14 protein-coding genes, 1 other RNA gene and 1 riboswitch (1 of these 16 cut by a window edge) are annotated in these 14,660 nt (G+C 41.7%); of the genes, 3 read left to right on the forward strand and 12 right to left on the reverse strand.

Annotation, left to right across the window (positions count from 1 at the left end; genetic code table 11):
• The 8 genes from RTK36_RS10695 to tenA all read right to left on the reverse strand — a co-directional run.
• Window positions 1–381 (reverse strand): hypothetical protein (locus RTK36_RS10695; RefSeq protein ID WP_312047036.1); only part of this gene is annotated, 381 nt, incomplete at its 3' end.
• A gap of 583 nt (window positions 382–964) precedes the next feature.
• Window positions 965–3,199, reverse strand: coding sequence for a copper amine oxidase N-terminal domain-containing protein (locus RTK36_RS10700; protein WP_312047038.1), 2,235 nt, complete (start codon window positions 3,197–3,199; stop codon window positions 965–967).
• 556 nt (window positions 3,200–3,755) lie between these two features.
• Window positions 3,756–4,577: a YihY/virulence factor BrkB family protein gene (locus RTK36_RS10705; RefSeq protein ID WP_312047041.1), complete on the reverse strand. Its 822-nt coding sequence runs from the start codon at window positions 4,575–4,577 to the stop codon at window positions 3,756–3,758.
• A 14-nt stretch (window positions 4,578–4,591) separates the two neighbouring features.
• The gene (locus RTK36_RS10710) at window positions 4,592–5,344 is read right to left on the reverse strand and encodes an SDR family NAD(P)-dependent oxidoreductase (RefSeq protein ID WP_312047043.1); all 753 of its coding nucleotides are present in this window, start codon (window positions 5,342–5,344) and stop codon (window positions 4,592–4,594) included.
• Between the two features lie 305 nt (window positions 5,345–5,649).
• Complete coding sequence (locus tag RTK36_RS10715; protein ID WP_312047045.1) at window positions 5,650–6,675, reverse strand: ABC transporter substrate-binding protein; 1,026 nt, start codon at window positions 6,673–6,675, stop codon at window positions 5,650–5,652.
• The gene (locus tag RTK36_RS10720) at window positions 6,675–7,418 is read right to left on the reverse strand and encodes an ABC transporter permease (protein WP_312047048.1); all 744 of its coding nucleotides are present in this window, start codon (window positions 7,416–7,418) and stop codon (window positions 6,675–6,677) included. Before RTK36_RS10720 ends, RTK36_RS10715 begins: the two co-directional genes overlap by 1 nt.
• A complete protein-coding gene (locus RTK36_RS10725; protein WP_312047050.1) occupies window positions 7,415–8,170 on the reverse strand; it encodes an ABC transporter ATP-binding protein in 756 nt (251 codons plus the stop codon). Before RTK36_RS10725 ends, RTK36_RS10720 begins: the two co-directional genes overlap by 4 nt.
• Window positions 8,171–8,186: 16 nt before the next feature.
• On the reverse strand, window positions 8,187–8,852 hold the full coding sequence (gene tenA, locus RTK36_RS10730; RefSeq protein WP_312047052.1) for a thiaminase II: 666 nt from the start codon (window positions 8,850–8,852) through the stop codon (window positions 8,187–8,189).
• A 204-nt stretch (window positions 8,853–9,056) separates the two neighbouring features.
• Window positions 9,057–9,165: riboswitch (TPP riboswitch) on the reverse strand.
• A gap of 240 nt (window positions 9,166–9,405) precedes the next feature.
• Here tenA and RTK36_RS10735 point away from each other — a divergent pair.
• Together RTK36_RS10735 and RTK36_RS10740 are read left to right on the forward strand one after the other, a co-directional pair.
• Window positions 9,406–10,161: a threonine/serine ThrE exporter family protein gene (locus RTK36_RS10735; protein WP_312047054.1), complete on the forward strand. Its 756-nt coding sequence runs from the start codon at window positions 9,406–9,408 to the stop codon at window positions 10,159–10,161.
• Window positions 10,162–10,173: 12 nt separating this feature from the next.
• Window positions 10,174–10,641 (forward strand): threonine/serine exporter family protein, encoded by a 468-nt coding sequence (locus RTK36_RS10740; RefSeq protein WP_312047056.1) that lies wholly within the window; start codon window positions 10,174–10,176, stop codon window positions 10,639–10,641.
• Between the two features lie 276 nt (window positions 10,642–10,917).
• Here RTK36_RS10740 and recR read toward each other — a convergent pair whose 3' ends face one another.
• The 3 genes from recR to dnaX all read right to left on the reverse strand — a co-directional run bounded on the left by recR (window position 10,918) and on the right by dnaX (window position 13,534).
• Window positions 10,918–11,514 (reverse strand): recombination mediator RecR, encoded by a 597-nt coding sequence (recR, locus tag RTK36_RS10745; protein WP_312047058.1) that lies wholly within the window; start codon window positions 11,512–11,514, stop codon window positions 10,918–10,920.
• A gap of 16 nt (window positions 11,515–11,530) precedes the next feature.
• A complete protein-coding gene (locus RTK36_RS10750) occupies window positions 11,531–11,866 on the reverse strand; it encodes a YbaB/EbfC family nucleoid-associated protein (RefSeq protein WP_312047060.1) in 336 nt (111 codons plus the stop codon).
• A 75-nt stretch (window positions 11,867–11,941) separates the two neighbouring features.
• Window positions 11,942–13,534, reverse strand: coding sequence for a DNA polymerase III subunit gamma/tau (gene dnaX / locus RTK36_RS10755; protein WP_312047063.1), 1,593 nt, complete (start codon window positions 13,532–13,534; stop codon window positions 11,942–11,944).
• Window positions 13,535–13,963: 429 nt separating this feature from the next.
• Between dnaX and RTK36_RS10760 the strand changes: the two genes are divergently transcribed.
• On the forward strand, window positions 13,964–14,299 hold the full coding sequence (locus RTK36_RS10760) for a hypothetical protein (protein ID WP_312047065.1): 336 nt from the start codon (window positions 13,964–13,966) through the stop codon (window positions 14,297–14,299).
• A 166-nt stretch (window positions 14,300–14,465) separates the two neighbouring features.
• Here RTK36_RS10760 and ffs read toward each other — a convergent pair.
• Window positions 14,466–14,660: signal recognition particle sRNA large type (gene ffs / locus RTK36_RS10765), an RNA gene on the reverse strand (it continues 74 nt past the right edge of the window).

Genomic DNA, 14,660 nt, shown 5'->3' on the forward strand with positions numbered 1-14,660 from the left:
CATAGAGCCATCATTATCTACTTTCCATTTAGAACCAGAAACTGAAAACAGATCACCACGGTCACCCTTACCACTTACCAATGCAATCAAAGCTGCATCGCTAGTGCTCAAAAAGTCTGCATTTTCCAGAGCCAGTTCAACATCCATAGTAGGCGCAGCGCTACTTGTTCTGTAATCAACTCCTGTGACTTTCAACTGTACCTGAGGTACATCATACTTTGTACTTTTGATCTCGGGGTTGCTTTTTGCTTCACTTGCTGTCAATTCAAGCGCATCAACCACTTTGACTGTTGCGGAAACTTCGCCCTTTGCAAATGCAGTTGCAGGTACAAGGGAAGCTACCATAGCGCCAGCCATAACGAAAGAAATAAACTTCTTCATCGTTAAATTCCTCCTTTTAACATTTAATTTTTGTTTGTGTTTCGTTTTATAATTATACAACGAATGCTTTTCAATTGTGCAACTTTACTACTCATGTCCCTTCGCGCTTCGTTTGCCAAACCTTAGTTTCTTTGTTCTCCCCTCACACCCATTTAAGAGAGCAAAACGCTGTCCCTAAGCTCTGCCTCCCGTCCCGTTCCGTTTCATCAATAGGAAAGCATTACCATTTACTATGCAAGATTATTATACGCAGGGATTCTAGAAATGGCAAGAGACATTGGCAAAATGTAACATAACTGTAATATAGGAGCAACGTTGCGTAAATATGCCAATTTTACAGCACTTAAAGGGGTTTTCAACACCTTGGGGCTTGTCCTATTTAATGTCCAAGATATAGGGGTTCCCGACAAAAAAAAGGCACTCTATGCCCCTTTTACTGCTGTAAAATTTTCAAAACTTACTCCAAACTGTTTCTGATTGTAACATAAAAGGAGAGGCAGACCATTGTCTACCTCTCCTTAACAGGTCAAGGGAAAATCCCTTGTGGGGGTTTGAGGGCTAAGCCCTCAAGTTCCTGCACTTCTTATTTGCTACCGTTCAATGTAGCTGTTCTTGTTGCTGCATCCCATGTGATATCAGTTACACCCAAAGCTGTAGCCAAATCTCTCATAGGCAAGAATGCTCTGTCGCCTGTGATTTCAGGTGCTGCGGATGCAGGGATGGAAGAACCGTTTACGTTGATTGTCTTCTGACCAACTACCATTGTAATGATTCTCTGTGCATACATAATTGTGATTGTTTTTGTTTCAGCACTCCACAATACGTTGTTTGTGTTTACTCCAAGAGCCTTAGATACTGCTCTGATAGGAAGCATTGTGTAGTTTGTTGCACTGATGTAAGCAGGTACATCCAATTCAACCTTTGTGGAACCAGCCATTAAGTAAGCTTCGCCAACAGGTACTACTACCTTTGTTGTGAACAGGTTGTCATTGTCTCTACCGCTTGTTACTACATTGATGAATGCTTCTTTTACAACATTGCTGTAATCTGCAACGTCATCAATGATGTTGTTGTCTTTACCATCTGCTGCATAAATTGCTTGTTTGTCATAAGCTGTGCTCATTGCTGTTTCAGCCTTCAGGTCATAAGCGCCTGCAGGTACGTTTCTCTGCATGAACAATGCGATGTCTTTGATTTCTACAGATGCTGCTTCGTCAGATTCGCCTTTTACAGTAAATGCAAGCTGACCGTCTTTTGTTTTTTCATCTTTCAATTCCAAACCGGAATTGTTTACAGCGAAAGTTGCGTCATCTTCGAACTCGATCATGTCGCCTCTATCTACTGTAAGTGTGAATACAGAGTTAGCTGCCCATAAGCCTGCTTCTGCTTCTGTAATTGTAATAGGTGTTTGAACAGCTGTGTTTCTGTAATCGATGATTACGTCGTTCTGTTCTGCTTTTACTGTGTAAGGTTTTACAAATTTTGCTACAGTTACTTCCTGTGCATCAACCAAAGCTCCTTCGAAGCCTAATTTTACATCGCCTTCGAAAGTAGGGTCAGCTACAAGCTGTAACTTAAAGGTAACACTTGCAGGATCAGAAGAAAGGTTTGTGTTTACATCATCAAATACTCTCTTTGCAAATGTGAAGCCGTTGTAATCGCCTTTATCGTAAGCTGCTTTGAAAGCTGCTTCCCATTCTGCTGTACCAACTGCTGTACCACCCTGCATGAAGTTTTCTGCATCAGTAACATCTACGTCTGTTACGTATACGCCTTCAGGCAATGTGAAGTTGAAGCCCTGTCTCATGGACCAAGCGCCGGGGAATGTTTCCTCTGCTGTTACTTCTAAGGTCATATGATCGGAATCATCTGTCAAGCCTGTGTTGTTTACGTCTGTACCGCTGTAGATTACAGGTACATCTTCGTCTGCATCAACGGAAACGCCTACTTTGTAATCAACAACCTTAGCAACTTCTACGGAAGCTGTGCCAACGTTTTTCGCTGTTACTTTAATTGTAGCAACGTCGCCAACCTTTGCAGATGTAGCTTCAACTTTGATACCTGCCAAAGTGAATTCATCAGCGGAAGGTGCTGTGAAAGTAGCTTCGTTATCATCAATTGCCCAATCAGCAGCGCCTGTTACAGTTGTGTTTGCAAATTCAAAGCCTTTGGAAAGCTTTAATGTAAACTGTGTGCCTACTGCATAAGAATCATCAACAGAGGGTTCAATTTTCAAGCCCTTGCTGTTAATTAGTGCTATTTCTTCAACAGCTACGCTTACTGTTTTCTTAACGGAAGCTTTGATGCCTTTGTCCAAAACGGAAGCATAAACTAAATCATCAGCTTTTGCCATTTTAGAATCAACGGATACAGTTGCTGTTTTGCCAACAGAAACCTTTGTCATTTTGGAAGCCAAGTTAATTGCAACAACGTCGTCCTTCTTAAACTGGCCTGTCAGGGTGTAAGTTACTTCGTCTTCTGAAAATTCCTTTGTTGCTACAGAAACCTTTCCGGGATCAGTTACTGTTACCAGACCTTCAAAACCAGCCTCATCGGTTGCAGTAAATTCTGCACCATCCAAAGATACTGTTACATCAACTGTAGGTGTGCTGCCGCCTGTTGTATAGTCAGCGCTTGTAACCTTCAATTGTAATTCTGGTGCATCAGTAGTATCGATCACACCGTCGAAATCTTTGCCTCTTTCCAAAGCATCGATTACTTTAGCTGTAGCAGTTACATCCCCTGCCGCAAACGCTGTTGCGGGAACAAGTGAAGTAACCATGGCTGCAGCCATCAAGAAAGATATTGCTTTCTTCATCGTTACATTCCTCCTTAAAAAATATGTACTTTGTTCGTTTTCGTTCGTTGCATAATTATAAAACGAATGCAGTTCAACTCCTCCCCAGACCCCTTGGTGCAGTCACATTGTTTAGCCGTCATCAAAACGCCGCTTTTCTTTCACCCATTCAGCATAAAAAAGCTTTGTCTCTCCGATTGCCTCCCTCCATGACGCTACAAAAAATCTGCAAGCGTTATTTACTTTGCCTGCTCATTATACGAAGCTCAAAAACGTTTTGCAATACGTTATGTCAATCTGTAATGTAATTGTAACAGCAGTGAAATATTGATGAAATTTTTGTGCAGTTATTTACTTGTATATGGTTATATATGAAAATTTAACCATATATAATTGATAATATATGGTATAATCTCTACATATTCCCTATTTTTATTACTTTTTTAAAAATTTGGTGCTTTCTTCAAAATCGCTACATATTTATATATTATGGTAACCATTTCACTGATAATCTCCATTTCTTTCATTTGCAAGCCCACAAAAAAAGTTCTAATTGGAAAATCCAATTAGAACTTTTTTATTGAAATTCTCTACGCAACGCTTGATTAAAAACTGCCCCCATAAGCAACGCCGCAATACTCGCATTCAGCCATACCAGAAAAGCAATAATAGCGCCTATGGAGCCATAAATCACAGAGTACTTCCCGGCATGATCCACATAATAGGCAAATCCTGCGGAAAACAGTATCCATGCCGCCGTGGAAAGAATCGCCCCCGGGAAAACAAACCTCTTTAGTGGTCTTTGGTTGGGGGAAAGAAAATAAACACCACTGATAAAAAACAATACCCCAAGAGAAATAGGTAAAAATCGTATCCTCGACCATAAATCAATAAAAGTTTCCGCCATGGGCACAAAAACACTAATAAACTCCATCACTTCTTTGCTAACCAACAGTACCATAAGCAATACCGGCACAAATATTATCATTAGAAGGGAAAGAAATATAATGCGCAAAGTATGTTTCAGCATTTTTTCATCCCCATAAATACCGTTGATTGCTCCCACAAGACTACTTACAGCCCGCAAAGGAAACCAAACGGTAAAAACCAAACCGAAGGTCAACCATGCACCACTGCTGGTTTCCGTCATATGGGCAATGGTCAAATTAATTAATGCTACCACATCGGCAGGCAATAATGCGGAGGCATCCCCTTCGACTGTTATCATAGGCAAATGTAAAAAGCCCAAAAGAGAACTAATAAAAATTAAAAACGGAAAAATTGCAAAAACAGAATAATAGGTTAAGGACGCCGCTGTTTTGCCAATGCCGTTGGAAAAATATCCGTCCAGCGTATGAAAAATCACCCGTTTCCAGCGGCTGTCTGTCTTTTCGCCCAAGCCCAACATCCTTCTCAATCCTTCTTTTTATGCTGAAAGTAATATGCTGCTTTCAGTTGGGCTTTTTCTCCCAGAAATTTTCGTCCAAACTGGGCAAGCTTCATGGTAATACCGGGTATAATCACCACTTTATTTGCAAGCATTTTTTCAATAGCATACTTCGCCACATCCAGGGAGCGCAACCCACTTAAAGAAAAACTTACTTCTGCCCGTTGGTTAAATCCCGTATCCACAGGGCCGGGACAAAGAGCAGAAATATGCACTTGGCTTCCGTCTTGACGCAATTCTTCATATATGGCCTCCGTAAGCCTTAAAACATAATTTTTTGTAGCATAATAAGTGGCCATTAAAGGTCCAGGCATGAATCCTGCCGCAGAAGCAACATTTAAAATATAACCGCTATCTCGCTTGCGAAAATCCTCTAAAAAAAGCTTTGTCAGAATATGCACTGCCCGCACATTTAAATCTAGCATATTAAGTTCCCGCTCTAAGGGTACCTCCCAAAAATGCCCGAAGGCACCAAACCCAGCATTATTCACCAATATATCAATGTTTTGCGCCTTAACCTGTTCATAAAGGGCGAAACATTCTTCCTCAACAGACAAATCCGCAGAAATAATCTGTACATGGGTTTTTAAATGCTTTTTTACCCGAGCAAGCTTTTCTCCATCCCTGCTCACCAAAATCAAATCATAACCCATGCGGCTTAAAACCAAGGTGATATCTCTTCCGATGCCCCCTGATGCTCCTGTCACCAATGCTTTCATCGTTTCACATCCTAATCCTAATGATTTCAAAGTTTTTATTATTATTCTAATTTATTCTATTGTATTATACTTTTATTTTAAAAAAATATCAATTTCATGTCAGAATCATACATATTTACTTGTTTTCAACTAAAATCTTTATAATACGTATTGTTCAAAATTTAAAAATCCCTAAAATAAAAACTGCCCAAGGGTTTTTCTCCGAAAGATTTCAGAGAATCGCTCTCAGGCAGTTGGGAAGCATTTATATGAATGCTAGTTTAAATTCCTTATCATTGCAGACCCTTACCCACCACTGCTTTTCTTTAATCTGCTAAATTTACAACCATAGGTGTTACATCCGTTTTTTGAGAAAGAATGCCTCTCTCATAAAGCCAATCTGCATTTTTCTGCCAAACTTCTACTTCTTGGTGCAAGAAAGGTGCATCGGGGGTTTCCATAACAGGGAGCAAGATTTCCATGCTCTTTTGTTCCACCGCCTTAGACAAGGGGAAATTCTCCGCATTTTGGTTGTCTAGCAAAATTTGCAAGCTTTCATCCGGGTTTGCCTTCACATCTTCAAAGCTCTTTTGGCAAGCACGTAAAAATCTTTGGATTTTTTCAGGATTTTTTTCTACCGCATCCTTGCCTGCTAAAAATACCAACTCATAAGCCTGTGGTATGCCAAACTCGGTAGGGTAGAAATAGTTGATTGCAAAGCCATTTTCCTCTAACTGAGGCACTTCATGATTCACCATATTTCCAATTGTGGCATCCACCTGTCCTGTGGTCAAAGCAGTCATCAAATCAAAGCCAACATCAATAAATTGGCAATCCTGTGCGCTAAGGCCCACATTTTCCAACATAGACTTAATTTGTTCTTCAGAAAGGGAAGTTCCAGAATAACCGATTTTCTTTCCCTTCAAATCTTTCGCGCCACTGATGCCACTATCTTTCAACGCAACCACCACATTGAGAGAGCTTTGTGTCAATGCCCCAACAGAAACAATGGGGACCTTTTCCTCGGTAGCCGTTAAAATTGCATCTTGCAAATAATACAGACCAATATCCGCTTTCCCCGCCGCAGGCATTGAAATGCCGTCATTCACATTAGAAGGGAAATTGATTACCAAATTTAAGCCCTCCTCGGCAAAATAGCCCTTTTCAATCCCTGTATACAAAAAACTATGAATGGCATTGGGATACCAGTCTAAGACGATTGAGAAATCTTCTAATTTCTTTTCCCCCGCTTCAGAGGCACCATCTGCACTACTCTTGTTTGTACCACAGCCTGCCCCACCAATTGCCATTACCGCCGTCATTAAAAAAGCAAATATTCTTTTTTTCATCATTATAATTCCTTTCTCCATGTTATTGTCTTGTTTTCAATGATTGTAATCGCCCAAACTGTCAGCATTGCCACAACAGAGAGCAATACCACCGGTGCAAACACCCCCGCACCATCCAACTGCGTCATCATTCTTTTACTGAAATACCCCAAACCCTTTTGTGCCCCTAGCCACTCGGCAATTGCCGCACCAATTACACTGAGGGGAATTGCCATTTTGATTGCCGAGAAAAAATGAGGCAACGCTGTGGGCAACTTCAGTTTTAGAAAAACATCCTTTTTTGAGGCACCATAAGTAAATAAAAGTTCCTCCATCTCTCGCTTTGTAGACTTAAACCCATCAAACACGGTAATTGCAATGGGAAAAAAGGTCATTAAAATTGTGACCAAAACCTTACTCCAAATAGAATATCCGAACCATAAAATAAATAAAGGTGCGATGGCAGTGGTGGGTATGGTCTGTGATGCCACAATCACGGGGTATAGTGCCTTTTCCAGCTTTGGATTCCAATCCATAGCGATGGCCAGCAATAACCCAAGAACTACGGAAATCAAAAGTCCAAGAGCAGTAACCCCCATGGTTGCAGGCAAATGCACCGTAAACAGAGGCACTCTCAGCTCCCAAAGACGTACTAAAATACCTGTAGGCGAAGGTAATATGTAAGCCGCATCAATCCCCATGGCAACACCTTGCCAAAGGAATAATAAAACTAGCACCAACAGCACAGAAGGCAGGTTTTTTTTCATAGACTCACACTCCTTCTCAGCTTTCCAATGAGACTTTCCTTCAACTCCACAATCTCCGCCTTTTTCAGATCCTCCCGATTTCTAGGATAGTCCAAAGGTACCTCAATACATTCCATTTCCGTAAATGGTCTGGAATCCTGAATAATATAAACTCTCTTTGCCAAGAAAATAGCCTCTTCCACATCGTGGGTGATGAACAAAATGGTTTTATGATAATGCACCCACTGCTGCAACAGCCATTCTTGCATTTCCACTCTTGTTAAGTAATCCAGTGCACTAAAGGGTTCATCCAACAGCAGCATATCCGCACCTGAAAGGAGAGTCCTGGCGAAAGCCGCTCTCTGCTTCATGCCCCCGGATAAATCCTTAGGGAATTTTGGGGCATATTCCAGTAATCCAACCTGAGCCAAAACATTCTCTGCTCTACTACCTTGCTCCTCCATAGGTACCTTTGCAAGTTCCATGGGAAGGCAGACATTTTTCTCAATACTTCGCCATGGAAAAAGCAAGTCTTTTTGTGGCATAAAGGCACTATAATTTTTTATGGTTTCTATAGGTTTTTCTTCTACCAAAATCTTTCCTTCGTCGGGTTTCTCCAGCCCATTGATCAAACGAAAAATAGTGCTTTTTCCACAGCCACTGGCACCAATGATTGCAACCAACTCGCCATTTTCCACTTGAAATGACAAATTCTCCATCATTCCCAGCTCATCCGCTGGATATCGAAAGGATACTCCTTCAAACCGCAGCATCACGCCACACTCCTTTTTAGTCCCCCATGTTCATATGGTAGGCCATGTCCCAAAAATCTCTTTCGTAACGGCAACAATTTAAAAATATTTCTTTTAAATACGCCTCTTTATTTGCAGAAATATCTGCTCCAAATTCATTCACTGCATCTATAATTTCTTCCACCCCACGAATGTATTCCTCAGAGGAATAGCCTTTCACCCATTCACCATAAAGGGGATGCTCCAAAGCACCGGGAATATCTCTGTGATGCTCACCAATCATCTGATAGCTCCATGCGCAGGATAATACCGCCGCCAAAACATCCAGAATGTCCCCCTTAAAGGCAACCTCTAACATATAGGAGGTATAGGATTGATTGGCCAGCGCCGTTTTGGTTTTAGCTACCTCCTCCTCGGTAATACCCAAACGTTTCATATAAATCTTATGTACATCCATTTCTCCATCCAGTGTGTCATGGACCATGCTGGCGAAACGTCGCATAAGCCCTTCATCTTCAGCCTTTACAACACCCAACGCAAACACCTTTGCATATTGTAGTAAATATCGATAATCCTGCACCATATAAAAGCGGAAACAATCCTCCCGCAAAGTGCCTTCTCCCAATTCCTTTACAAAGGGCTGTTCCAAATACCCATTCCAAATATATTTAACTTCTTCATACAACTTGTCTGATAATTTCATTTTCCTCCACCTTTCTAGTTCATTTCCCCAGGGCAAAGCCTAATTGCTTGCTTTTATGCCCTCCCTGCCATTGCCGTCCTTGGTTCTTAAGGCTTACAAAAGCTTTGTATTCATCACACGAGAGTACCCGTTTCTCACAATTGGATAAAAGACTTTGGTTTGCAACAAAAAAAGTCTTTCCCCAATTGGGAAAGACCTTGTGCTTTCAAATATAAATTGCTTCCCTCCGTTGGTTCTAACCACATCAAGTTCAAAGGGTTGGAAAACGAATTCCTCTCAGCTTCAACGAATCAAAGCACCCCCAGCCTTATTTATTCAGTTGTATTGTTCCAGTATAGTATAAATTTACAGACTTGTAAATAAAATTATCTCCAGTTTGGAAAAATAAGCAAAACTAAAAGATTTCGGAAAGTTATCCCTTGCAAAAACGCTGAAAATTAGGTCTAAAAAAGCCTTATATTTTCTTATGTCACCTGATTGAATATTGCAAATAAATCCGTTATACTTTAGGCTGTATACAAAAAAACTCTCCTTTTCGAAAAGAGGTATTTATATGATGGATGATAATTTACTTTTAAAATTTGCTTTGGATGCGGGAGAGCTTATGCTTGCCAGTGGCGGCGAGACTCATCGGGTGCAGGATACCATGCATCGGATTTTATCCGTCAGTCACTCTACAGGGGTGGAGGCTCTGGCAATGAGCACATTTTTGATTGTCAGTATCCCAAGCAAAAAATCAGGCTCCCTTACTTTAACCAGAGGGGTATACAATCGTTCGGTAAACTTCGGAAAAATCTGTTCTGTTAATGAGATTTCAAGAGCTTTTGTTTCAAGGCAGATTACCCTGAAGGAAGCAGCAAAACGTTTGGAGAAAATCAGTCACACCTCTGCCTATCGCCCTATCTCCCGTATTATCAGTTCGGGTGTCACCTGTGGGGGATTCACCTTGGTTTTAAACGGCAAATGGATTGATGCCCTAGCCGCCTTTTTGTTTGGTATTCTCATTGGTATTTTGACCAATCAAAGTGGAAAATCAAAATTGCCAAATTTCTTCACCTGTCTCATTGGTGGATTTATTGCCGGGGCTGGCTCCGTTATTTTTCAAAAATTTGTACCCTCAGCGGGAACTGATATGATTATTATTGGCAGCATCATGCCTATGCTCCCCGGTATGACCATGACCAACAGCATTCGTGACATTATGGAAGGACACTATATCAGCGGTACCTCCAAGATGGCGGAGGCCTTATTGGTTGCCTTCGCCATTGCCGGTGGCGTTGGCTTTGGCATTACCGCAATGGGGCACTAAGGAGGAGAAAAAATGGCATTTCATATCATATTATTCCAAAGCTTTATGTCCTTTTGTGCTTGTGTTGCCTTCTCCGTTGTTTTTAATGCACCCAAGAAGGAATTAATTTACTGCGGTATCTCCGGTTTTCTGGGTTGGTTTTTTTATGCTATTCTAGCGTTATACATCAGCCCCACCATGGCCACCCTGATTTCCTCGGCACTGGTTACGGTATTTTCACGTTTCGCCTCTTATCACAGGCAAGCGCCTTCAACCTTATATCATATTCCGGGAATTATGCCTATGGTGCCTGGTACTGTGGTCTACAACACCATGGCTACAGCCTTAAGTGGCATGATTTTAGAAACCTATTCTAACATTTTGTTGGGATTAAAGTTGGCGGGAGCCATTGGTGCAGGGTCAATCTTAATTCTGGCTCTACCTTACTCCTTTTTTGCAATTATTCCAAAACGGAAGAAGAAGGTCAAGGCAAAACCTTAAGAGATAAGGTCAAGACCTGGAGGGTTTTGTGTTCAAGCTCCCACAAGAAAAAAGGTGAAGAACTAGAGGGCTTCGCCCTCAGACTTTCACAAGGGTTTCACCCTTGACCCATTATTAAAGGGGCAGACAATGTCTGCCCCTTTTGTTCTTTTAAATATGATCTTATTTTAAAAAAGAAAAAAACCGCATAGTTATGCGGTTTTCATACAAGTTTTTGCACTTGCTTTTTACAAAAAGCAAGTGGGGTTGGGGCAAAGCCCAAAGGCCTGAAATTCTTTATAACTCACGCCTTCCCTCTAAAGCACGGGATAGGGTGATTTCGTCAACATATTCTAAGTCTCCGCCTACAGGTACGCCATTGGCAATTCTGGTTACCATAACCCCTAAAGGCTTTAGAAGCTTGCTAATGTACATGGCGGTGGCCTCCCCCTCCACATTGGGGTTGGTGGCAAGAATTACCTCCCTCACCGTGTCATCCATACGGGTAAGGAGCTCCTTAATGCGAATATCCTGAGGGGTCACCCCTGTCATAGGTGAAATTGCTCCATGCAAAACATGGTATACCCCATGAAACTCTTTGGTACGCTCGTAAGCCGCCATATCCCGAGGGTCTTCTACAACCATAATCACGCTGTGGTCCCTTTTTAAATTTGCGCAGATAGGGCAAAGCTCCTCCTCCGTCAAATTACAGCAAACAGAACAATAGCGCACCTTATCCCTGGCCTCAAGAATGGCTCCCGATAATCCGGCAACCTCATCTCGTGGCATATGAATAATATGAAACGCAAGCCTTTGCGCCGATTTGCCGCCAATTCCCGGTAACGCCGCCAGTTCTTCAATCAAGCGCGTCATAGGATTTCCGTAATAATTCATAGTATCCCTCTTCTGATCAGAAGCCCATGCCCATTCCACCGGTCATTCTGCCCATTTCATTATTATACATTTCCTCAACCTGACGGATCGCTTCGTTTACAGCAGACATAATTAAATCTTCCAGCATTTCCACATCTTCAGGATCAACTACATCAGGGTTTAATTTTAATTCCTTAATTTCTTTCTTCCCTGTAATAACCACCTTAACAGCGCCACCGCCACTAGTCATCTCCAATGTTCTATCGCCAAGTTCCTCCTGCTTTTCCTGCATCTGCTTTTGCATTTTCTGCGCCTGCTTCATCAGATTATTCATATTCATCCCGCCCATACCGGGAAAACCGCCTTTTGCCATTGTGATTCCTCCTCAAATTCTAATTTCTTCTATTTGTACTATTTTATAATAAAATACCTATTCCATGCAAGCCTTTTACTCCTCAAAATCCGCCTCCGGGAAATAACTACCTAAAAGACTCTGAAATTCAGTATCTTCCGCCTTATTTTCAGCCTTGCCATAGGTAGCTTCATACCAGCGGTCATACTCCTCTTTGGTTATAGTTTGTAGTGAAAAAGACTTGCCCATTGCTTTGTCCAATAAGGCTTCAATTTTCTCCATATTTTTTTGCAGCATATCTGTTAAAGCGGCGTAAGCACAAACCAAATACACCAAATCGTCCTCTTTGAAAGCAATGTCCACCTGCTTTAATTGGCTTTTTAAAATGATATCTTCAACCTCATTGCGCAATAAAGGCCATTCTTCTTTTAATTTCTTTTTATCCTCGGGCAAAGCAGGAGGCCTTTTCTTTTGTTTTGGCGCGTCCTTTTTTGCCACTTTTTGCTCCACGGGCTGAATCTGCACAGATACACCTTGGGCAACCTGACGCTCCAACCCGGCAAGCCTTGCAGCCAAAGCCGTCATATCCGTCTGGGTCCATGGGGAGCACAAACGCAACAGTTCTACCTCCAATAAAATCCGCTCATTGGTACTGTATCTCATATCTCCCTGCAAATAAGAAAACCGCTCAATAAGAAAAATCGCCTCTTGGGGGGATAAAAATGCACTGCAGCCCTTTAAGCGTTCTAAATTTTCCCCCGATAAATCCAAAACACCTGTGGCATCCCCTAGGGTGCATACCATCAAAAAATTCCGCAGATGAGCCAAATATTCAGAAACAAACTGCTTAATATCCCTACCGGAAAGCATCATTTCCTCAACCAGCTCCATCACACGACGGCTGTCTTTCTTCCCTAACGCCTGCGTCATTTCAAAGAGCACCGTTTGATCCACCGCACCCATCACGTCCAAAACCATTTCCAGCGTTACTGTCTCACCGCTGTAAAAAGCGAGGCACTGATCCAAAATACTCAGGGAATCTCGCATGGAACCATCCCCCAGCTGGGCTACATAACGCACCGCTTCAGGGGTAATATCCTGCCCTTCCTCCGCCAAATATCCCATCAACGTGTTAGCAATATCATCGGTGGTAATTCTTCGAAAATCAAACCGTTGGCAACGAGAAAGAATGGTGGCAGGCACCTTTTGTGGATCCGTGGTTGCCAAAATAAAAATTACATGGGCAGGGGGTTCCTCTAATGTTTTCAGCAGGGCATTAAAGGCGCTGTTGGACAGCATATGCACCTCATCAATAATATAGACCTTATAATATCCCTCCGTAGGAGGATATTTTACTTCCTCCCTGATTTCCCTTATATTATCCACACTGTTATTAGATGCGGCATCAATTTCAATCACATTTACGCTTCTGCCCGCCAGTATGTCCTTGCAAAGGGCACATTCATTGCAAGGCTCCCCATCTTCAGTGGGAGAAAGGCAATTAATGGCACGGGCAAATATTTTTGCAGTAGAGGTTTTTCCCGTTCCTCTTGTTCCGCAAAACAAATAGGCATGGGAAACCCGCCCTGACTTAATCTGATTTTTCAGGGTTTTTACAATATGCTCCTGCCCAATCACTCCGCCAAAGGTATTGGGTCTGAACTTTCTGTATAGCGCCGTATAAGACATGGTCCCCCTCCTTATTTTATAACTTACGTCAGTATACCATATGGTTCAAAAAATGAAAAGCGCCGTTAAGCGCTACAACCACCAAGGGAAAGTACTTTTTTTGCAATTATAATTATTCACTGACAAACAAGCCCATTTTTACAAGACAGAATCCTTTTACATGAAGAATCGGCAGAATCTATTCTGTTCTATGCTAACTTTATTTGTAAATAAAGTTCTTATTTCCACTAATTATGTAAAACGGATTTTTTGTAAAATAATTACATTTGTGTTATAATAAATGTAATTAAATAAGTAACTTTTCCAAATAAAATCCATTCATATTATTCTAACCCCGGAAGATGGTTTCATACCCCAGTAACACTTGCTTATAAAAAAGATTCTCAGTGCTGCAACGGAAAATACTCTATTTTCAAAGGAGCATGATTGATGAAAAGCCAATGGGAAAATTACAATAAAAACCTCTTAGAGTATTTAACAGTTATAACCCAAAACAATTATATCTCAAACCTGTTTTATGACACACCATTCTTGGTATTAAGCAGGGCAATTGCTTCTATTCCCGCTGATGCCTTCACAGTAGCCCAATGGGAGGAAGCGGCCAACTACTTACTGCGAGAGAAAATATCCTTTTCTTCTAGCCAACAGGCAATTCACTATCTCTCCGTTCTTGGGTGGTCCGTATCGGTTACCCCTTACATTTTATTTGAAGATAGAACCAATTTTATAGAAAAGGCGTGGCGCAATAAAAAAAATACCATCTAAAAAGGCAGCCACCAGTGTTACCGATTTCTGCCTAGTTACTACCTCTTTTGATGCAAGAATAACTGCATATGAAAAACTTAAGCCCTCATTGCAGGGATTTACAAGAATTATCTTGTACGAAGCAATGGGGCTTTTTTTATATCCTCAAAACATTTTATATAGAAATCCGTGCATCTGTTTTTGTTGCACCGCCCAACACGTTACCATGTTCTGCGACTACTCTCTGGCACCCTTACAACACACAGAAGTAGACTGCTTAGTGCTGCTGCCTTCCGACCCTGACACGATTCACAGGCTCCTGTTGCGCAAGACCCGAGCATCAACGCCGCTTCCCATGGGCAGACTATCAAACGCTGCATCG

The sequence above is a fragment of the Anaerotignum sp. genome, assembly GCF_031981185.1.
In the GTDB taxonomy this organism is placed as follows: Bacteria; Bacillota; Clostridia; order Lachnospirales; family Anaerotignaceae; genus Chakrabartyella.